The following is a 19,250-nucleotide window of genomic DNA, read 5'->3' as shown; positions in this document are numbered from 1 at the left end:
GGGAGACCCCCCTCCGGCCGGGATTGCCGCGGATCTGCGCAATCCTTCGGCAGGACGGCTGAACGGGAGATTACAGAACATGCATCGTCGTGGACTTTTGGGTGCTTCTGCCGCCCTTCTAGGCACGCCCGCCTTGGTGCGTGGCCAGGGCGCCGCCTGGCCGACCCGCGGTTCGGTCCGCCTGGTCGCCCAGTTCCCCCCTGGCGGCCTCGTCGACACCATCGCCCGCCTGATGGCGCCGGCGATGAGCCAGGCGCTGGGCCAGACCGTCCTGGTCGAGAACCGCGCCGGCGCCGGCGGCGTCATCGGGACGGACTACGTCGCGAAGGCACCGGCCGACGGCTACACGCTGCTGGTCAGCCACGCCTCGGTGCATGTCTTCTCCACCGCGACGCTGCCCTCGCTGCCCTTCGACCCCATCACCGACTTCACCCATATGGGGCTGCTGGTTGAGGCCTCGAACGTGCTGCTGGTGAAGGCGAACTCGCCCTTCCAGACGCTGGAGCAATACGTCGCGGCGGCGCGCACGCAGCCGGTGCGCTTCGGCTCCTCGGGCATCGGCTCGGCGCCGCACCTGCTGGGCGCGATGCTCTCGGGCGAGGCCAATGCGCCCAACCTCGACCACGTGCCCTATCGCGGCAGCGCGCCCGCCCTGCAGGATCTGATGGGCGGGCAGATCGAGAGCATGATCGATCCGGTCACGACCAATGTGCAGATGCTGAAGGACGGCTCGCTGCGCTGCCTGGGTATCTCCACGCCGCAGCGGCTGCCGGCGCTGCCGAACATCCCGACCTTCGCCGAGCAGGGCTTTCCCCGGCTCACCTCGTCGCAGTGGCTGGGCCTCTCGGCGCCGAAGAACCTGCCGCAGCCGATCGTGGAGCGGCTTTCGGCGCTGATCCCGCAGGCCCTGGCGCGGCCGGAGCTCGCCGCCCGCTTCGAGGACCTGCAGACCATGCCGCCGGCGACGCCGGTCATGGGAACGGCCTTTACCGACCGGATCAAGGCCGAGATCACGGAATGGAGCGCCGTCGCGCGGCGGTACAACATCTCGGCGGCATAGGAAGCAGGCGCCACGCCGGTCGGCGTGGCGCCCCGACCGACCCGGGAAAGTTTTCGCGACGGCTTTCGAACATCCGGCCGCAACGCGGCCGGCGCCGCCCAACCTACCTTGCAACTCGCGCGACAGTCGCGCGGCGAAGCCAAGGCGGCGGAGCCGCCGCCCGGCGCTTGAGGGCGGGAAAAAGCTTCACGCCGCCAGCGGCATCCGATCCTTCCGGCACTGCATCAGCGGCTGGATCCGCGTGCCGAACATGTCCATGCCCAGGAGGAAGTCGTCGAAGGTGAGCATGATGCCGGCGACGCCCGGCATGGCCGCCACCTCGTCCAGCAGCCGCGCGCAGGTCGCGGGACTGCCGACGATCGTGCCCATGTTGAAGTTGATCGGCGAGGGGTTCCGCTGCACCACCGCGGCCATCGAGGTCGCCTCGGTGCCCACGTCATGCGCCGCATGGCCCAGCAGATGCGTGAGCGCCTCGCGGTCGGCACCTTTCTCGTAGCTGTCCCACTTGGCCAGGGCCGCCGCGTCGGTCTCGGCGCAGATCACCATGAAGAGCATGTAGGCGCCGACCTCGCGCCCGCTCTTCTTTCCTGCCTCCAGCACGCGGGCCGGCACCGAGGCCGACTTCTGCGGCTCGTTCACGCCCTCGCCGAGGCAGAAATTGTAGTCGCAATACGTCGCGCCGAATTCCATCCCGCGATCCGACTGCCCGGCGCTGACCAGCTTCGGCCGTTGCGCCGGCCGCGGGCTCAGCTTGCAGGCGTCCATCTGGAAGAACTCGCCCTTGAAGTCGGAATGGCCGGCCTCCCAGAGCTCGTGCAGGATCTGCACGTATTCGGTGCTGTAGTCGTAGCGCCTGCCGAAATGGTTATCGCCGGGCCAGAGGCCCATCTGACTGTACTCGACCTTGTGCCAGCCCGAGACGATGTTGACCCCGAATCGCCCGCCCGAGATGTCGTCGATCGTGCTGGCCATGCGCGCCACGATCGCGGGCGGGAGGGTCAGCACCGCGGTCGAGGCAAAAAGCCTGATCCGGCTCGTCACCGCCGCCAGCCCGGCCATCAGCGTGAAGCTTTCGAGGCCGTGGTCCCAGAACTCCGTCTTTCCTCCGAAGCCGTGCAGCTTGATCATCGACAGCGCGAAGTCGAGCCCGTAGCCCTCGGCCTTCTGCACCACCTGCTTGTTCAGCTCGAAGCTGGGCCTGTATTGCGGCGCATTCTCCGAGATCAGCCAGCCGTTGTTGTTGATGGGGATGAAGACGCCGATGTCCATGCGCTGATCGCCTTTCGTCTTGTCCCGGCCGCGCCGGTGCGGTGACCGGGGCAAGCAAGGCCTATGCCATGGGCGATCGGCGAGGGTGCCCGCGCGGCGCGACGCCGCGCTGGACAGCGGCCGCGGGCCCGAACAACATCGCGCGCGAATCAGCCCCGGGACTGCCCGGCGGCGGCCACCGCCTGGAGGACTGCCATGAAGCTCACCATGCCGGAGGAGATCATGCTCCTCCTCCTGGACGACAAGACGGGCCGCCCGATCGGCCTGCCCGCGCCCGCCGGCGACTATGCCGTGGCCAGCGCCATCCTCATGCAGCTCTCGCTCGACAACCGCATCGACACCGACCCCGAGCGGCTGATGGTGACCAGCCACAAGCCCTCCGGCGACCCGGTGCTGGACGAGGCGCTCACGCTGATCTCCACCAACCTCGGCATGCGCGACAGCCGCCACTGGATCGTCGAGCTCGGCCGCCAGGGCGACCACTACCGCTCCATGATCCTCGACCGCCTCGTGGCCAAGGGCGTGCTGAAGAAGGAGGAGGGCCGCTTCCTATGGGTCTTCCCGGACCGCCGGTATCCCAAGGCCGCCGAGGGCGAGGCCGAGGTGCTCGAGGTGCGCGCCCGCCTGCGGAAGGTGCTGCTGGAGGACGACATCCCCGAGCCGCATGATTCGCTGATGATCGGCCTCGCGCGCGCCAGCGGCATCATCCCGCTGATCCTGACGCCGGCCGAGCAGGACAAGGTCGGCAAGCGGGTGGATCAGGTGGCGGATCTGGAGGAGCTGGGCCGCACGCTTTCGGCCGTGACGCGCGAGGTCTATGCGATGATGCTGGCCTTCGCCGGGGCGCATTAGGCCCAGGACCCGAGCCAGGCGGCGAACCGCCGGCCGGCCTGCGGCGCGAAGCCACGGGCCGTAAGCTTCGCCGTCAGCCCTTGCGGGGAAGGACGCTAATTCGCCGCCGCCGTCGCCTGCCGCAGATAGGCCAGCAGGTTGGCCCGCTGCTCCGGATTGCGCAGCCCGACATAGGACATGGAGCCGCCCGGCACGACCGACTTGGGGTCGGTGATATAGGCGATCAGGTTCTCCTCGGTCCAGGCGAGGCCCGACGCCGCCCGCTCGCGCATCGGCGCCGAGTACCGGAAGCCCTCGACCGCCCCCGCCGCCCGGTCGAGGACGCCGTGAAGGTTCGGCCCCACGCCGTTGCGCCCGCCCTGATTGATCGTGTGGCAGGCCCGGCACTGGTTGAAGACGCGCTGGCCCGCCTCCGCATCCTGCGCCATCGCGCCCAGGGGCGTTAAAGCGAGCCACCCGGCGAGCATCATCGAGAACCGCATTCGTCCACTCCGAGAGTTGTCCTTCATCTTGGGCGAAGGCCCGGATCCTGCAAGCGCCGGCCGCCGCGGATGGACGCGCGCCTCGTCCTTCCGCATCCTTCCGGAAACGGAGGATGCGATGAGCGGCAACAGGCTGAGGGTCTTCCTCTCCCACGGAACGGACGTCTTCCCCGGCTATTTCGGCGACCATGCCCTGGCCGAGCTGCGGAAGCATGCCGATGTCGTCCGCAACGCCACCGACCGAGACCTGCGCGACGGCGAGCTGGCCGAGGCCGCCCGCGGCTGCCAGGTCATCATCGCCTTCCGCGGCTCGCCCGGCACCGAGGCGACCTTCGCGGCCTCGCCCGACCTCGTGGCCTTCCTGCGCTGCGCCGTGGACATCAGCACGATCGACGTACCGGCGGCCTCGGCGCAGGGCATCCTGGTGACGCGCGCGACGCCGGGCTTCGTGGATGCCGTCGCCGAGCTCGGCATCGGCATGATCCTGGACCTGGCCCGCGGCATCTCGCGCATGGGCCAGGCCTATCGCGCGGGCCGCGATCCGGAGCCGGGACGGAACCTGCAGCTCTCGGCCTCGACGCTGGGGCTCGTCGGCTATGGGCGCATCGCGAAGCGGATGGAGGAGATTGCGCTCGCGCTCGGCATGAAGGTGCTGGTGCATGACCCCTATCTCCGGCCCGGGACGGGCCTGGAGGAGGTGCAGGCGCAGGCGGATTTCCTGGTCTGCCTCGCCATCTCCAGCCCGGAGACTGCGAATCTTATGGACGCGGCGGGTTTCGCGCGGATGAAGCGCGGCGCCTTCTTCATCAATCTCTCGCGCGGCGAGCTGGTGGACGAGGACGCGCTGGAGGCGGCGCTCGATTCCGGCCATCTGGCCGGCGCCGCGATGGATGTGGGCCGCGCGCCCGACCAGAAGCCCAGCCCTCGCCTCGCCCGCCGCCCCGACGTAGTGGCCACGCCGCATATCGGCGGCGTCACGCCCGAGGCCGCCTACCACCAGGCCATGGACACGGTGCGCCAGATCGCCTCCCTCGCGGCCGGGAAGCTGCCGGAAGGCGCGGTGAATGCGGGGCAGGCGCATCGGCTGTCGCGGCTGGGGATCGCGGTAAGCTAGCGGGGCGGCTCCGTCCCTCGCCGCCCGCCGGCGCGGGCCGGGCGCCTCGCGGGCAACCAGGGCCGATTGACGCGCGGGCGCCGCGCGGCCCCAATGGCGGCCAAGACCAACAGGGAGTGGAGCACATGGCCGAAACGACCATCTTTCCCGGCACCGTCGAATGGACCGGCGAGAACCCCGGCATCTCGCTGAAGGAGGATCCGGACGGCCCCTTCACGACGCTGGCCTCCTTCTTCCGGGTGATGCTCTCGCCGCATGGGCGCGGGCATGCGCTCGTGCTGCTACAATCGCCGCAGGAGGCCTCGCCGGGCAATGTCTGCCTGACCGACAACGAGCCGCTCGCGCGCTGGCTGATCGCGGAATACGTCTCGCACTTCGGGGCGTGGCGCGGGCTGCCGGGACTGTCCTCCCTGAGCTTCCGCAGGCTCGACAGCGTGGAGGCGGAGGGCGACACCGTTACGCGCTACGGCGAGACCGTGAAGGCCGGCGACATGACGGTGAAACTGGAGTGGTCCGGCCTGGGCAAGCCCTTCTGCTTCGCGCTCTCGCCCGCGCAGTCGGCCACGGGCAGGCACCACATGCCGAGCCTCTTCGTCGGCTGCGACAAGGCGACGGTCACGGTGAACGGCCAGTCCCGGCCGGGCGCCCCGGTCCCGCGCGACATCGCGGGCCAGCGCATCTCCACGGCGATGCTGGCCTTCTCGGAGACCTGGATCCGGGCGTGAAGGCCGGCGGCGGGCGCCGAGGCTATGCGAATTCCCTCGCATAGGCGTCGGCGGAAAAGCCCACCAGCAGCGTCTTCCCGCCGGCCAGGACGGGCCGCCTGATCATCGAGGGCTGCGCGACCATCAGCGCAATGGCCTTGCCCTCGTCGATGTCCACGCGCTCCGCGTCGGGCAGCTTGCGGAAGGTCGTGCCGGCGCGGTTGAGCAGCTTCTCCCAGCCCACCTGGCCGGCCCAGGCCTTCAACGTCGCGGCCTCGATGCCGGACGCCTTGTAGTCGTGGAAGGCGTAGGGCACGCCCCTGGCCTCCAGCCAGGCGCGGGCCTTCTTCATCGTGTCGCAGTTCTTGATGCCGTAAATCGTCGTCGTCATCGTGGCCCTCTGGGCGCGTGTCCGCATGAGCCAGCACCCGGCTTCGGTAGGGACCCGCTCCGGTGCCGTTCGACGCGCCGGCGCGGATCACCTCCGGCCGTCGCCGCCCCCGAAGAATCTGTTCCTGCCCACCGTCCCAGCACCGGCGTGGTCAGGCGACCATCGGCCAGGACGGCGCGCTTGTCGATCTGGAGGCGCTGCCCTTCGCTCCCGTCCGGCGCGCCCGGGCTGGGCCCCGGCGGCGGGACGGCGGGCCGCGCGCGACGATCCCGCCCCGCGCACCCTGGCCTGGTCACGATTCGCTCCCATATCAGCGATCAGAGGACGACCTCCCCATCACGGGTTTCGCATGTCCGGGACGGCCCGGCCCTGTCTTGGAGGGCCCGTTCATGGCCTGGATCTACCTCGTCGCCGCCGGAATTCTCGAAATCATCTGGGCCTTCGCCATGAAGCAGTCGCACGGCTTCACCCGCCTCGGGCCCACGATCCTCATGCTGGTCTCGATGGTGGGCAGCGTCGGCCTGCTCACCCTGGCCATGCGCGTGCTGCCGCTCGGCACGGCCTATGCGGTCTGGACCGGGATCGGCGCGGTGGGGGCCTTCCTCGTCGGCGTCATGGTGCTGGGCGAGGCGGCGAGCCCCATGCGCGTCGCTGCGGCCGTCCTGATTCTCGCCGGCCTGGTGCTGATGAAGCTGTCCAGCAGCGCTTAGCCCGACCTCGGGGCATTTGTCGCGCGGGACGGCTGAGCGGAGGGCAGGGGCTGCTGCTACGCGGCCCCGGGCGAGGCCGGCCGGCGATCGGCCTGCGCCTGGGGATTGCGCCCCTCCCTCTGCAGCCGTCGCCAGACGCCGGCGTCGCGATTGTAGAAATCCGGACGAAATTGCAGGGCGCCCTCCGGGTCGGCGAAGGCCGTCTGGTAGAGCAGGAAGACCGGCACCGGCGTCGGAAGGTGGTGCCGGGTGGTGCCGCCCGTCGCGATCCCCCGATGGATCGCGTCAACGGGCTGCTGCATCAGCAGGGCGGCGAATTCCAGGGGATTCTCGACGCGGATGCAGCCATGGCTGATGCGCCGGTTGTCCCGGCCGAAGACGGTCCGGTTCGGCGTGTCGTGCAGGTAGACGTCGAACCGGTTCGGCATGTCGAACATGATCAGGCCGAGCCCCGCTTCGGGGCCCGCCGCCTGCTCGATCTCGCCGCTGTCGCGCAGGACCATGTTGTTCCGCATCAGGTAGTCCGGGTCGCGATCGATCCTCGGCAGGATATCCGCCGCGACGATGTCCCGCGGGATGACCCAGGGCGGGTTGAAGAAGCTGGCCTCGATCACGGCCCGGAACTCCGGGCTCTGGCTGCGCTCGGCGTCGTCCCCGACGACGACCCGTGTCGAGAAGACGGGCCGGTCGGCGCGGTAGAGCACCAGCCGCTGGTCGGCGACGTTGACCCAGGCGCGGTCGGCCGGCAGGGCGCGCGGCAGCCAGCGCTGGCGCTCGAGGTTGACCTCGATCTGTCGCAGGCGGAGCGCCGCGGCCCTGTCGCCGGCCGCAGGAGCGGGGCGGTACCGCTGCAAGGCCTGGCGCAGCGCCCGGTAGGTCGGCGTCGCCGGCGCCAGCGCCTCGATCGCCGCCACGGGATCGGGACCGTCGATGGCCCGGTCGAGCGCGGCGGCCACATCGACCGGCTCGGGTGTCAGGGCCTCGCCGTCGCGTCGGAGATCGAGCGGCACGGCGCCGTGGGCCAATGCATCGGCATAGGAGAGGACGGCATGCGAGAGCAGCAACTCGCGGCGAAGAGGCGGGAAGGCCGCCCTGCGCCAGAGCAGGCCGGCCAGGAACAGCTCGGGATCCAGGCCGTGATCGCGGGCGCGCAGGACGGCATTCACCAGGGAATCGGCCTGCGGCTGCCGGTCCGTCCAGACCGGCTCGAAGCCGCGGAGCGCGTAGAAGCGCCGCAGCAGCCCGGCATTCAGCGGCTCGCCGGCGACGACCGGCGCGCGAGCGCCGCCGATCAGGTCCCGAAGCCCGGTGTCGGCATGCCGCGCGGGCACGGCGCCCGTCTCCGGCTCCGGGGCTGCGCCGCACGCCGCCAGCCCCCATGCCGACGCGGCGAGAGCGAACGTGCTTGCCATGCCGCGCCTGGACATCTCGACCCAGGCGGAAGCCGAAGGCTCCTGGCCGCCGGGTCCGGCCTTGCACCGCGGCGCGCTCACTAGAGCCCCCTCCGTTCGCAAGTGCTCACTACAAGCCTCTAGCTCGTTGATTCGAGAGCATGAACCACGCTTCCGGTGATTCCACCTGCGGCGATCATGCCCCCGCGCCACTCCTCGACTTTTATCGACCCATGCAACTGCATTTTGATCCTTGCTAAGAGTTGTCTTTGAATCCTAACCTGTCCATGCCCAATTCAATCAAAGGAGTAGCAGATGAAAGCCAGACTGTTCCGTAGTGCGGCCGTGTTTGCCATCGTTGCGCCCGTGGCGTTGCTCGCCGCCTGTGCCGAGACGCCGCCGCCGGCCCCGGCCCCCGTCTACGTCGCCCCGCCGGCTCCTGCCCCGGCCCCGGTTCCCCCGGCGCGCGGCTGATCCGTATCGCGCGGTAAGCGCGGGCGGGACCGCTCGCCCCGGAGGCTTCGGCGGCGAGGCTTCGGCGGCGAGGACCGTTTGCGGCAGGCCCGCCCGCGACGAGCGCGATGCAGCCTGCGCCGGCTCTCCGGCGCATCCAGACCGACGCCTCTACCGGAGCGATCGGTGGATGAGGCCAGGGCCCAGCCCGGCCTCGCTCCACGTGCCCGCGCCACCCCTGCAGCCGCTTTGGCTTCAGGGGATCGGCGCGGTGGCTCCCCTCTCAGCTCAGCCGCAGGCCCAGCTCCTGGATGAGCTTGCGCTCCTCCTCCATGGTCTGGCGCACATAAGCCGTGTAGTCGGTGCTGTTCTTGTACATCGGCGCCATGTCGTAGCGGTCGAGCACGCCGGTGTGCACGGGGTCGGTCACCGCCTCCCGGAAGGCCGCGTCCAGCGCGCGGACGATCCCTGCGTCCATGCCCTTCGGCCCGCCGACGCCGTAGGGGCTGACCGAGACGATGTCGACGCCGCTCTCGCGCAGCGTCGGCACGTCGGGGAAGCTTCTGGCGCGCGTCTCGCTCCAGACAGCCAGGCAGCGCAAGGCGCCGTCCTTCACCTGGGGGCCCCAGCCCGAGCTGTCGGCCAGGATGTCGATCTGGCCGCCCAGCAGGCTCTGCATGTTCTCCGCCACGCCGCGGAAGGGCACATGCGTCCATTCAATGCCCCTCGCCTTGGCGATCTGCTCCATGGTCAGGTGCAGCGAGGTGCCGACGCCGGGGGTGCCGTAGTTGAGCTTCCCAGGCTCGCGCCGCGCCGCCTCGAAGAGCTCGCCGAGGGTCCGCCAGGGCGCGTTGGACCGCACCACGATGCCGAAGAGATAGCCGGTGATCAGCGAGACATAGGTGAAGTCCGCCAGCGGATCGAAGAGCGCCCGGCTGTTCAGCAGCGGCTGGCGCAGCACGCTGATGGGAAACTGGCTCAGCACATAGCCGTCGGCGGGCGTGGTCAGCAGGAATTGGGCACCGAGCACGCCGCCGGCCCCGGCCCGGTTCTCCACGACGACGGGCTGGCCGAGGCGCCTGGAGGCGGCCTCGCACAGGGCGCGCATCGCGATGTCGGAGGTGCCGCCCGGCGCCCAGGGGACCAGCATGCGGATGGGCCGGCTCGGGAAGTTCTGCTGGGCATAGGCGGGGGCGGCGAGGCCCGTGGCGAGCGGCAGCGCCAGGGCGGCGCGGCGGGTGATGATGGACATGAGGTTCCTCGACTTGGTCTTGCCGAGACCTATCGCCGCAACGCCTCGATTGGGCAAGCTCAATCCGGCACCTGGATGTGGCAGGCGCCGGCATGCGGGGCCGATCCGTCGGTCAGCTTGCGCCTCTTGCGGAGGACGAAGCCGCCCGCCGATGCCGGTCTCGAGCCGCGGGCCGAAGCGCTCGCCCAGCACGGGGCCGGAATTTCCGTTGCGCGCGACGGGCGTGCACGCCTGCGACAGGCGGGATGGGTCAGCCCGGGCGCAGGCTCCGGCGCAGGAAGACGGTGCCGGCGACGGGCGTGTCGTAATAGGGGGCCATCGTCTCGAAGCCGTGCTTCCGATAGAGCGCGATCGCCGGGCCCATGGAGGGCAGGCTGTCGAGCCGCATCTCGCGGTAGCCCATGGCCTCGGCCTCACGGATCGCGGCCCCGACCAGGCGCGCGCCGAGGCCGGTGCCGCGCCCCTCGGGCGCCACGTAGAGGCGCTTCATCTCGCAGCAGCCGGCCCCGCCGAGGGCGCGCAGGCCGACGCAGCCGAGCGGCACGCCCGCGGCCGAGCGGGCGAGCAGCAGCCGGCCGGCGGGCGGCGCGTACTTGCCCGGCATGGCCGCCATCTCCGCCTCGAAGCCCTGATAGGCGAGGTCCACGTCGAGCGAGGCGGCATAGGCGCGGAACAGCGCGACGACCGCGGCGAGATCCGCTTCGGTGCCGGCCTGTCCGATGTCCGCGTCCATCCCGCCTCAATCCATCCGGAGGCCGAGGCGCCGCACGGCGCGGCCCTCCTCCTCGTTCAGCCGCCGCGCGAAAGCGGCGTACTCCTCCGGACCCATATAACGCAGCGGCATGTCGAACCGGTCGAGCATCGCGACGTGGCGCGGGTCGAACAGCGCGGGCTTGATCGCGTCATGCAGCGCGCGGACCAGGCCGGCGTCGGTGTGCTTCGGCGCGGCCAGGCCGAAGGGCGAGTCCGAGACAAGGTCGATCCCCACCTCGCGCAGGGTCCGCACCTCCGGAAAGCGGCGCGCCCGCTCGGCGCCCCAGGTGACGAGGAGCCGGAAGGTGCCGTCCTGCACCAGCGGCGCCCAGCTCGTGCTGTCGGCGGTGCAGTCCACCGCGCCGCTCAGCAGCGCCTGCGCCGTGTCCGTGCCGCCCCGATAGGGCACGTGGAGGAAGGACGCGCCCGCCTCGGCGGTAATCCGCTCCATGGCGATGTGCGGGCTCGATCCGGCGCCGGGAGAGGCGTAGCTCACCCGGCCCGGCGCGGCCTTCGCGCGGGCGAGCAGATCCTCCCATCTGCGGTACGGGCTGTCGCCGCGCACCACCACGCCGAAGCCATAACCCGAGAGGTGGATCACCCAGGTGAAATCCGCCATCGGGTCGAAGGGCGGGCGCCGCAACATCGCCGGGATGCGGAAGGCGGTGATGGGGATCTGGCCGATCAGGTGCCCGTCGCCGCGCGCCTCCTGCGCGAGCAGCGCCGGGCCGAGCGTGCCGCTGACCCCCGGCCGGTTCTCGGTGATTACCGGCTGGCCGAGGTTGCGCCCGGCCAGCTCGGCCAGCAGCCGCAGATGGTCCGCCGAGCCGCCCGGCAGCCAGGGCACGACGAGCCGGATCGGCCGGTTGGGAAAGCCGGGCTGGGCGAGGGCCGGCGCGGCGAGCGGCGTCGCGAGCCAGGCGCGGCGGGGAAGGCGGGTCATGCGCGCATCTTCACGGGCGCGAGGGAGGGCGGCAATCTCGGCGCATGCATCGCCGCCTCCTCCCCAGCCTGCTCGCCTGGCCGCTCCCGGCGCTGGCCCGGGGATTTCTGGCCGACGACCGGGCCGTGGCCCTGCTCCGCGAGGGCGGGCTGAACCTCTATCTCCGCCACGGCATCACCGACCGGAGCCAGATCGACAGCGGCCGCCGCGGCGACCGGGCCGGCCAGCGCAACCTCAGCCCGGCCGGCCGCGCGCAGGCCGCGCGGCTGGGCGAGGCGTTCCGGACGCTCGGCATTCCCGTCGCGGAGGTGCTGACCAGCGAGGTGTTCCGCGCGCGCGACACGGCGGAGCTGGCCTTCGGCCAGGCGCGCGTGGAGCCCGACCTCATCGCCGACGACTACACGCCTGGCGACGCAAGCGAGGATGCGCGCCGCGTCTCGCGCCGGCTGGCCGAGCCCGTGGCCGGCGGCAACCGCGTGATGGTGGGGCATATCGTCCCGCTCGGCCTGATCCTCGGGCAGAGCCTTTCCCAGGCCGAGTTCCCGGAAGGGGCGGCCGCGGTCTTCCGGCCGCGCGGCACGGGCTGGGAATGGCTGGGGGTGATTCGCGCGGAGCAGCTCACGCGCACCGCCGGGCTGGGCGATTGAGGGCTCGACTTCCTCAAGCCGCCCAGGACCGCGAATTCAGGCCTGGGGATGAAACGCCGCGCTGAGGTCCGACAGCATCTCCCGCTCCGCGACCGAGATACGCGAGGTCAGGCCCAGGAATCCGCCGGCGGCATCGGCCACCTGGCGCGCCTTGTCCATCACCTGGACCTCCAGCTGGCGCCGGGCCTCGAGGTCGAGCGGCTGGGCCAGCGCACGCACGTAGTCCTTCCAGGCCGCGACCAGCTGCGGCCCCGGCTTCACCCGCAGCCAGCCCTCCAGCAGCGCGTGGCTGGGGTGATCCTGATGGATCCCCTCCGTCGCGGCGGCCTCCATCACGGCGTTGCGCTCGAGGTCCGAGAGATCGCCATCGGCCCAGGCGACCAGCACCAGCGGGACCAGCGTAAGGGCGGACAGCGTCCCGGCACTGAGGCCGAGCTGCAGCAGGCGGTCCAGCACGGCCGGATCCTGGATATGCGACGCCGCGGCGAGCGCGGCGCGGCGGTCGGACTGCGCCCCGGCGTCAGCGATCCGGCGGCGGAGCTCCTCGTTCTGCTGGGCGAAGAAGGCTTCTTCCAATCCGCTGCGGCGGTCGTCGAGGAAACGGTCGGACATGGCTCTCAGTGCTCCCTTGCAGCCGGCACGGCCTCAACGGCCCGCCGTCGCCAGGGTTGCCCTTACGTCATCCCGCAAGCTTCCGGTAGCTGGGGCGGGTCGGAACCGCCTCGGGCGGCACGTAGCCATCGAAAGGAATGGCGTCCCTTAGGGGATTCGAACCCCTGTTGCCGCCGTGAGAGGGCGGTGTCCTAGGCCTCTAGACGAAAGGGACGTGGCCGGAGCCGAGCTTCTAGACAGGCTTTCACCCGGGATCAAGCGGGGGGTGGGAAGAAAGAAAGGGAATCGCATCGGACTGATCGTGAGGCGTTGGATTCCATCTGTCTGCTCGTGTGGGGGAATGGACGGATGACCGGCTGGACAAGCGTCTTGCGGAGCTCCGGCCCCCGGTAGCGCGACTGGCGCGACCGGATCGAGGTGATGACGATCGCTTAAGCTTGAGAACGGTCAGGTGGGGCGAAACCGGGCGTCAAGCCGTTGGAAATAAAATGGTGCGGCTGAGCGGAGCGATGCCGAACCCGCGCGATGGGTTGGCGGGCGGCATCGCGCCAAGCAAAGTGGTGCCCATAGACGGTGATGTCTCGAACCAATTGATCGAGACTCTCGCCGAATGGAACACCTACCTTGAGCAGCGCCGGAGGGTCGAAGACTCTCCGGTGCCGCCATGTCCCTAGGCCGCACCTTCGAAGCAGCGGCCAGCCCGTATCCCGAAAATTCGGACCAAAAGCCTCGCAAGAAGCGCCCGGCTCCGTTCAGCGTCCGCTTGTCGGATTCGGAACGGGACCGGCTGATTGCCGAAGCCGGGGGAACCCCGCTCGGCACCTATATCAAGGCGAAGATCCTGGCGGCGTGCCGCCCGTACGGATACGGCGGAGCGGTCTTGTGATCGAAGATCGCAAGGCGCTGGCGCAGCTGGTCGCGGCCTTTGGCGCATCGCGCATGGCCAGCAACCTCAATCAGCTTGCCCACCTCGCCAACATTGGCGCGCTTATCGTCAATCCGGAAATCGAGGCCGAGCTTTCAGCGGCGTATGCCGACATTCGTGAAATGCGCCGCCTTCTTCTGCTCGCCCTCGGGCTGAAGCCGGGGGATGCGCCGTCATACTGAAAGCATCCCAACGCGGCGGCGGCCAGAACCTGGCCGACCACCTCATGCGCGTGGACGACAACGAACATGTTCGCGTCCATGAAATGCGCGGGTTCATCGCGGAGGATCTGAAAGGCGCATTCAAAGAGACCGAGGCGATCAGTCGCGGCACGAAGTGCAGCCAGTATCTTTTCTCCTTAAGCCTAAGCCCGCCGGAGAATGAGCGGGTTCCCCCTGAGGTCTTCGAGCAAACGATAGACCGGATCGAAGAGCGGCTTGGCCTTCAAGGCCAGCCGCGCGTGATCGTCTTCCATGAGAAGGAAGGCCGTCGCCACGCGCATTGCGCCTGGTCGCGCATCGACGCCGAGACCATGACGGCGCGCCCGCTGCCCTTCTTCAAAACCAAGCTCATGGGTGTGTCTCGCGATCTCTACCTCGAGCATGGGTGGAAGCCCCGCGGGATCGCGAATTCGGCGGAACGCAACCCCACGAATTTCACCCTGGCGGAATGGCAACAGGCCAAACGCCAGGGTGTCGATCCTCGCTGGATAAAACAGACGTTCCAGGAGTGCTGGAACACCTCGGACAACGGCAAAGCCTTTGCTGGCGCACTCGAAGAGCGCGGCTTCTTCCTGGCGAAGGGTGATCGGCGCGGTCATGTCGTCGTCGATCACATGGGCGAGGTTCACGCTCTCACGCGCGCCCTGAACCTGAAAACCAAGGACGTGCGCGACCGCCTGGGCCATGGGGACAAGCTCCCCACCGTCGAGGCAACGAAGAAGCGAATCGGCGAGCGAATGACGCCCGCTATTCGCCGCCATGTCGAAGAAGCGCGGACCAAGTTCCAGCAGCGGTCCGCGACGCTCGGCCACCACAAGATGGAGATGACGCATCTCCACCGGGAGTCGCGGACCAAGCTGGAACAACCTCTGAGCCTCGAATGGCAGACTGAGACGCGCGAACGCGCGGCACGGCTGCCTAAGGGCGTTCGCGGCCTGTGGCATCGCATCACCAGGCGATACCAAGAAATGCGCGCGGCCCATGAAAAAGAGGCGCAGCGCACCCAAGAACGCCATGGCGCGGAGCGCCAGGCGCTCATTGAAAAGCAGCTCGGCCAGCGCGCCGTTCTGCAAACCCAATTCAAAGATTTGCGGACCAGGCAGGCCGCGCAGCTCCGAGAGCTGCGCGAGGACGTGGGCCGCTACCTGAAGTTTTCCCAGGGTCGGGAGAACGCGCCCGCGCTTCAGCAAGGCGCAGGCATGACCCTCAAACTCGGAAGATAATCCCTCAACACAGGAGAAAATAGATGTCTCAGAAAAACAATGATGGAGGCGCTGGCATGGGCGCGCTTTTCATTTTAGTGATCATCGCAGCTACCAGGATATTTATCTACGCGATTGCTGTCTTCGTCTCACTCGGGCTGACGCTAATTTATCTTGTCGCCTTAAGCGGGCCGCTTCGACTCGGGAAATGGTACATTACACCTGCCGAGGCGAAGAGCTTCATCCTTCGCGGCGTGATCGGCGCAGCTACCGCGCCGCTGCTGGCCGTCTTCGTGGCGTCGATTTTCGGTGAGCGTATCCCAAGCGGCGCATGGATCTACATTATCCTTGGCGGCTACGCCCTGGCGTCGGTCGGGTTTGATATGCTTGTGCAGGAGGAAGGCGGAGGCCAGGCCGTCGAATATATCCCGCGCCAGGAAGACGCCGCGCTGCCGCCTCCGGCATCCAGGCCGCCCCAGCCGCCGCCGTTCCGTTTCGCAAGCTGGGACGATGAGGAGAACGGGCGATGAGCCTTCATCGCCTTACGGAACTCTATCAGTTCTTCTGGATGTTTGAATCCCACGCGCAGCAGCGCCTCTCGTGGGAGGATGCCGCGCAAGCGCGCATCGCCCGGATGCGGGCGGAACAACTTGCAGCGGCCCAACTGCGTGCCATGCTGGATGCCAACCCGTCCGGCTCGCTCGGCCATGCCAAGCTGAATGATGAGGAGGCGATCGGAGCGATCGGGGCTGCTATGATGCAGTTGGTTGCCGGCCGCCAACCTTTGCGACGCGGCATTGAGCTTGGATTCTTCAATGGCCGCGCCCTGGTCTATGACGGCACGGAGCCTGTCGCGATTGACGCGCAGGCGGGCAAAGGCAAGCTGACGCGGTTTCTCGGCGTCAATCTCGTCTCGCCGCGCACGGCGCACCTGACCAAGATCATCACAGATTCCAAGGATGGCGAGCTGGCCTGGCTGTCCTGGAAAACGTTGGAGCGGCAAGGCTACCGGCCCCGCTTCATCAATCCCAATCGTCTCTTTGGCTATCCAAGCGAGAGCTTCAACTTCAACACGCGGCTGCTCGAAGTCGCGGTGCGGCCTGAGCTGCGCTCCGTCGTCGGCGAGGTCGCCTATGATGCCGCGAGCTATATTGTGCCGGTGGAGGAAACAGGCACGAAATGGGTCGGCCAGGGCGTGCGGACATTCTTCTCAACATATTACAAGATCAGCGCCCTTTATCCGCATTGGCGTTGGGCCTGCACGCCGGGCGGCCTGTGGGATTTTTTCGGGCGCGGTCGCCAGGAAATCGCGGACGATCTCATGGTGTGGGCGAGCGATAGCCGGATGCGCGATGATGCCGGGATGCTGCGCCAGCTCGCGGGCCTGACGGAATCCCGCGACCAATGGAACGCCTACGCATCACTCATGATCGAGCGGTTGCAAGGCTATCAGCTGGGATCGGCGGCGCGCGCGGCGACGGACGGCAACAGCTTCGATCCCGCCGATATGAAGCAGGAGCGCACAGCGCTTTTCATCATCGGCAATGCCCGCAGCGAAACCAGCCGCGCCTTCGTCGGCGCGATGGCGGCGGCGGTGATCGAACGCTTTGCCGATGCCCATGGTCCCTTGCGCGCCCTGGTGGTCGGCGAAGAATGGGGACAGCTCTACGTTTCCAACTTCCATGAGATCCTGACCCTCTATCGTCAGGGCGGGATCAACTTCCTGGGCATGTTCCAGAATGCCGCCGCGCAGTTGGAAAGCCGGTATGGGAAGGAGATCGCCCGCATCTGGAAGAAAGCTGTCGCGCACACGCTCTATCGTGGGCTGCCGGACACGGACACGTTGCGCGATATCGAGCACCGCTCGGGCAAGACCAGCGTGATGGTTCGCGGCTTCAACGTCTCGAATAACCAGGTGAACGGCTCCGGCGATAACCTGTCCGAGCAAGCGCGCCCGCTGCTCCAGGTCGAGGACATTTGCGAGGCCACGGGCAGCGAGACGGCTTTGCTGGACTCGCGCGATTGGGGCTTCTTCACCGTCGATGTGCCGAATTTCTGGGAGCGCCCGGAGTTGAGCGGATACCTGCGCGACGTGAACCAGAAGCCCGACAAATACGCCTGGCTCGCAAAGGCTCCGGCCAGTCTGCCACCCGTTGCCGCGCGTAGCGCGTCCCAAGGCGAAGACGATATTGAGAGCATCCTGAGGGGCTTACGGGCGGAAGCGGAGGACTAGGCGCGGTCCTCCGCTTTTCTCTTTAAAAAACAGTCGTGTAATGGCATACTACAGGCATGACCATGAAGCTCGAAATCCCTGCCGAACTGCAATCGCGCGTTGATGCTATCGCCGCGCGGTCAAGCTTGTCGCCGTCCGAGATCATCGCGGATGCCCTTCAAAATGGGCATTCCCTGGAATGGCAGGAACGTTTCCTCGACAAGGTGGCCGAGGGTGTGGCGTCGGCGGCACGCGGGGAATTTGCATCGCCTGACGATCTTGCGGGCGTGGTGAACAAATACCGTCCGAGCTGATGCTGGTCGTCTGGACCAGAGCTGCCCTTTCCCACCTCGAAGAGCTTCAGGACTACATCGCGCAGGAAAGCCCGCAAGCGGCCTACAAGCTTGCCGTCGAGCTAACGGAACGCACCAACCTTTCACTTGCCGAACACCCGATGATGGGCCGTAGAGGACGCGCCAGAGGCACACGCGAACTCATCCTGGCCGACACCTCCTATATCGTCGTCTATCAAGCCATGAAGGATCGTGTGGAGATCCTGGCGGTCATCCACGCCGCGCGCGAATGGCCGGAAAGCTTCGACTAAGGCTGCTCTTCAATTTGAGGTGCAACGAAGGTTGAACCTCTGCCCTTCGGCGAGAATGGGGGTGCAAACGGAGGAGAGCCTTCGCAGGGACCCGGCTGGCAGGATCGCCCTTGCGATCCGAAGCTGGGTGGAAGGCTCTGCGAAGTGCGCTGGGGGCGAAGCTCCAAGCCTGCTTCTCTCTTCTGGCGCAGAACCCATGTGTTGCGGCAGCAACCAAAGGTCCAAAACGCCCCTCAAAATCAGGCTCAATAATATTATAAAAAATATTTAAAGATTTAACCAATGATTTCGTGGGTTTGTTGAATTTAATTTGCAAGCTATACAAGCCCGTCCCAAAAAAATGGGAAACGTCCAATTTATTTCCTGAAGAGTCAGAAGAAATCGTTGCTATTTTCATTCGCTCCAACATGGAAAGTGCATGAAAAACCTGATCATCATCCGTTAAAATATGCTCGGTTCCGTGATGAAAGCGAGCATTTCGTTCGTCGCGTAAGGCGCCCTGATCATCCAGCATTTTAGATAGAACCTTCACGACGCCGGGTGGAGCACCCTTTTTCCTGATATTATTAATGGTGCATTTTTGTATATTTAGGCCGAGTTCGTAAATGACATTTGTTAAAATTACAGCGCAGTCAAGTATCGATATATAGCGCATCAAAAATACATCCGCTGAGGTCACGATCCAATCATATCGAATTCGCGACCAATCGGCCCGAAATCGAGCTTTTCGCGTTTTTTCGCGCAGTTCGTGACTGTCAACTCTTGCGAGGCCGAGGATTTTCCTCGACCGAGCAGAGGAAGCCGAAATTGCCGTCAGAATTCGATCGCCTGGTGGCGGAACTCCAGCTGGATGACTTCTCGAAGGCCCTCACGCCGGCTCAGCGTGACGGCTTCATCCGGGCGGTAAGCGAGACGGCCTTCGGCTCGCGGCCGCACGAGCGCCGGGTCATCGAGGAGGCCTTCCAGAAGGCGAAGGCGCTGCCTCTGCTCGGCGACGAGGCCGACGACAAGGATATCCGCACCGCCGCCCGGGAGGGCCAACAGCGGTCCGCTGTGGAGGCGAGCACGCTGGACGGCAAGCCGCGGAAGAAGAAGGTCGCGCCGGAGCCGATGTCCAAGGCACGGCACGCCGCGCCGATCAGCGGCGCGCAGCTCGTGGCCGACGCGAAGCGGATCGCTGATCAGGTGCAGCAGAACCATGCCGCGATCCGGGATCAGCACCGCCAGGTGGTCCGCCAGCAGGCCCGCGAACGCACCCGCGAGACACTAGCGAAGGCGCTGGCCGCCTTCCACGCCGGCCGGCTGACTGGTCACCAAGTCGCGGTGATCGAGGCGCTCGCGCATCGCAACATGGCGGCGGCGGCGAAGTTGGAGGCCGGCCGATGATCCAGCGCATCTCCACCGACCAATTCGCGGCCGCCGGCGCCGAACTGGCGCGCCAGGCCGAATCAGC

22 protein-coding genes and 1 tRNA gene are annotated in these 19,250 nt (G+C 67.6%); 13 read left to right on the top strand and 10 right to left on the bottom strand.

The features are described from left to right. The first annotated feature begins 136 nt into the window (after positions 1-136). Positions 137-1,060, top strand: a complete 924-nt coding sequence (locus EJV46_RS06015; RefSeq protein WP_240782452.1) for a tripartite tricarboxylate transporter substrate binding protein — start codon at positions 137-139, stop codon at positions 1,058-1,060. Positions 1,061-1,246: 186 nt separating this feature from the next. On the opposite strand, the gene rutA is transcribed toward EJV46_RS06015, so the two are convergent. Next, the gene (rutA, locus tag EJV46_RS06010; RefSeq protein WP_131547654.1) at positions 1,247-2,329 is read right to left on the bottom strand and encodes a pyrimidine utilization protein A; all 1,083 of its coding nucleotides are present in this window, start codon (positions 2,327-2,329) and stop codon (positions 1,247-1,249) included. A gap of 195 nt (positions 2,330-2,524) precedes the next feature. Here rutA and EJV46_RS06005 point away from each other — a divergent pair, with 195 nt between their 5' ends. Beyond that, positions 2,525-3,181: a GPP34 family phosphoprotein gene (locus EJV46_RS06005; protein ID WP_165585361.1), complete on the top strand. Its 657-nt coding sequence runs from the start codon at positions 2,525-2,527 to the stop codon at positions 3,179-3,181. 95 nt (positions 3,182-3,276) lie between these two features. Here EJV46_RS06005 and EJV46_RS06000 read toward each other — a convergent pair whose 3' ends face one another. Then, positions 3,277-3,663 carry a cytochrome c family protein gene (locus tag EJV46_RS06000; RefSeq protein ID WP_240782416.1) on the bottom strand — a complete coding sequence of 129 codons (387 nt, stop codon included), beginning with the start codon at positions 3,661-3,663 and terminating at the stop codon, positions 3,277-3,279. Positions 3,664-3,781: 118 nt separating this feature from the next. Between EJV46_RS06000 and EJV46_RS05995 the strand changes: the two genes are divergently transcribed. Together EJV46_RS05995 and EJV46_RS05990 are read left to right on the top strand one after the other, a co-directional pair. Continuing rightward, on the top strand, positions 3,782-4,777 hold the full coding sequence (locus EJV46_RS05995; protein WP_131547652.1) for an NAD(P)-dependent oxidoreductase: 996 nt from the start codon (positions 3,782-3,784) through the stop codon (positions 4,775-4,777). Positions 4,778-4,902: 125 nt separating this feature from the next. Continuing rightward, a complete protein-coding gene (locus EJV46_RS05990; RefSeq protein WP_131547651.1) occupies positions 4,903-5,502 on the top strand; it encodes a hypothetical protein in 600 nt (199 codons plus the stop codon). 22 nt (positions 5,503-5,524) lie between these two features. Here the strand turns inward: EJV46_RS05990 and EJV46_RS05985 are convergent, their stop codons facing one another. Then, entirely contained in the window at positions 5,525-5,872 is a 348-nt protein-coding gene (locus EJV46_RS05985) for an ArsC family reductase (RefSeq protein ID WP_131547650.1), read from the bottom strand. Positions 5,873-6,261: 389 nt separating this feature from the next. On the opposite strand from EJV46_RS05985, the gene EJV46_RS05980 reads away from it, so the two are divergent. After that, positions 6,262-6,582 (top strand): multidrug efflux SMR transporter, encoded by a 321-nt coding sequence (locus EJV46_RS05980; protein ID WP_131547649.1) that lies wholly within the window; start codon positions 6,262-6,264, stop codon positions 6,580-6,582. Between the two features lie 56 nt (positions 6,583-6,638). Here EJV46_RS05980 and EJV46_RS05975 read toward each other — a convergent pair whose 3' ends face one another. The 4 genes from EJV46_RS05975 to EJV46_RS05960 form a co-directional block, all read right to left on the bottom strand. After that, on the bottom strand, positions 6,639-7,913 hold the full coding sequence (locus EJV46_RS05975) for a L,D-transpeptidase family protein (RefSeq protein ID WP_165585360.1): 1,275 nt from the start codon (positions 7,911-7,913) through the stop codon (positions 6,639-6,641). 796 nt (positions 7,914-8,709) lie between these two features. After that, positions 8,710-9,678 (bottom strand): tripartite tricarboxylate transporter substrate binding protein, encoded by a 969-nt coding sequence (locus tag EJV46_RS05970; protein ID WP_131547647.1) that lies wholly within the window; start codon positions 9,676-9,678, stop codon positions 8,710-8,712. A 250-nt stretch (positions 9,679-9,928) separates the two neighbouring features. After that, positions 9,929-10,411 (bottom strand): GNAT family N-acetyltransferase, encoded by a 483-nt coding sequence (locus EJV46_RS05965; RefSeq protein WP_131547646.1) that lies wholly within the window; start codon positions 10,409-10,411, stop codon positions 9,929-9,931. A gap of 6 nt (positions 10,412-10,417) precedes the next feature. Further along, positions 10,418-11,374, bottom strand: coding sequence for a tripartite tricarboxylate transporter substrate binding protein (locus EJV46_RS05960; RefSeq protein WP_131547645.1), 957 nt, complete (start codon positions 11,372-11,374; stop codon positions 10,418-10,420). A 44-nt stretch (positions 11,375-11,418) separates the two neighbouring features. On the opposite strand from EJV46_RS05960, the gene EJV46_RS05955 reads away from it, so the two are divergent. Next, on the top strand, positions 11,419-12,021 hold the full coding sequence (locus tag EJV46_RS05955) for a histidine phosphatase family protein (RefSeq protein ID WP_131547644.1): 603 nt from the start codon (positions 11,419-11,421) through the stop codon (positions 12,019-12,021). Positions 12,022-12,057: 36 nt separating this feature from the next. Here the strand turns inward: EJV46_RS05955 and EJV46_RS05950 are convergent, their stop codons facing one another. Continuing rightward, positions 12,058-12,633, bottom strand: a complete 576-nt coding sequence (locus EJV46_RS05950) for a hypothetical protein (protein WP_131547643.1) — start codon at positions 12,631-12,633, stop codon at positions 12,058-12,060. 138 nt (positions 12,634-12,771) lie between these two features. Beyond that, a tRNA-Glu gene (locus tag EJV46_RS05945) sits at positions 12,772-12,847 on the bottom strand. A gap of 668 nt (positions 12,848-13,515) precedes the next feature. Between EJV46_RS05945 and EJV46_RS23010 the strand changes: the two genes are divergently transcribed. The 6 genes from EJV46_RS23010 to EJV46_RS05910 are packed head-to-tail and all read left to right on the top strand — an operon-like array spanning position 13,516 to position 17,797. Continuing rightward, the gene (locus EJV46_RS23010; protein ID WP_206020709.1) at positions 13,516-13,740 is read left to right on the top strand and encodes a plasmid mobilization relaxosome protein MobC; all 225 of its coding nucleotides are present in this window, start codon (positions 13,516-13,518) and stop codon (positions 13,738-13,740) included. 44 nt (positions 13,741-13,784) lie between these two features. Next, a complete protein-coding gene (locus EJV46_RS05935; protein WP_131547642.1) occupies positions 13,785-15,002 on the top strand; it encodes a relaxase/mobilization nuclease domain-containing protein in 1,218 nt (405 codons plus the stop codon). 23 nt (positions 15,003-15,025) lie between these two features. Next, a complete protein-coding gene (locus EJV46_RS05930) occupies positions 15,026-15,511 on the top strand; it encodes a hypothetical protein (protein WP_131547641.1) in 486 nt (161 codons plus the stop codon). Next, positions 15,508-17,214: a TraM recognition domain-containing protein gene (locus EJV46_RS05920; RefSeq protein ID WP_206020708.1), complete on the top strand. Its 1,707-nt coding sequence runs from the start codon at positions 15,508-15,510 to the stop codon at positions 17,212-17,214. Before EJV46_RS05930 ends, EJV46_RS05920 begins: the two co-directional genes overlap by 4 nt. Positions 17,215-17,270: 56 nt before the next feature. After that, on the top strand, positions 17,271-17,507 hold the full coding sequence (locus EJV46_RS05915; RefSeq protein WP_206020707.1) for a CopG family ribbon-helix-helix protein: 237 nt from the start codon (positions 17,271-17,273) through the stop codon (positions 17,505-17,507). Then, complete coding sequence (locus tag EJV46_RS05910) at positions 17,507-17,797, top strand: type II toxin-antitoxin system RelE/ParE family toxin (RefSeq protein WP_131547640.1); 291 nt, start codon at positions 17,507-17,509, stop codon at positions 17,795-17,797. Before EJV46_RS05915 ends, EJV46_RS05910 begins: the two co-directional genes overlap by 1 nt. Here EJV46_RS05910 and EJV46_RS05905 read toward each other — a convergent pair. Continuing rightward, a complete protein-coding gene (locus EJV46_RS05905) occupies positions 17,757-18,494 on the bottom strand; it encodes a Cthe_2314 family HEPN domain-containing protein (RefSeq protein WP_255465994.1) in 738 nt (245 codons plus the stop codon). The genes EJV46_RS05910 and EJV46_RS05905 overlap by 41 nt on opposite strands. A gap of 110 nt (positions 18,495-18,604) precedes the next feature. Here EJV46_RS05905 and EJV46_RS05900 point away from each other — a divergent pair, with 110 nt between their 5' ends. Beyond that, the gene (locus EJV46_RS05900; protein WP_131547638.1) at positions 18,605-19,183 is read left to right on the top strand and encodes a hypothetical protein; all 579 of its coding nucleotides are present in this window, start codon (positions 18,605-18,607) and stop codon (positions 19,181-19,183) included. Positions 19,184-19,250 lie beyond the last annotated feature (67 nt).

The organism is Roseococcus sp. SYP-B2431, assembly GCF_004336745.1.
GTDB lineage: Bacteria > Pseudomonadota > Alphaproteobacteria > Acetobacterales > Acetobacteraceae > Roseococcus.
The sequence above is the reverse complement of the archived record's forward strand: the minus strand, read 5'-3'. Positions and strand labels throughout refer to the sequence as shown.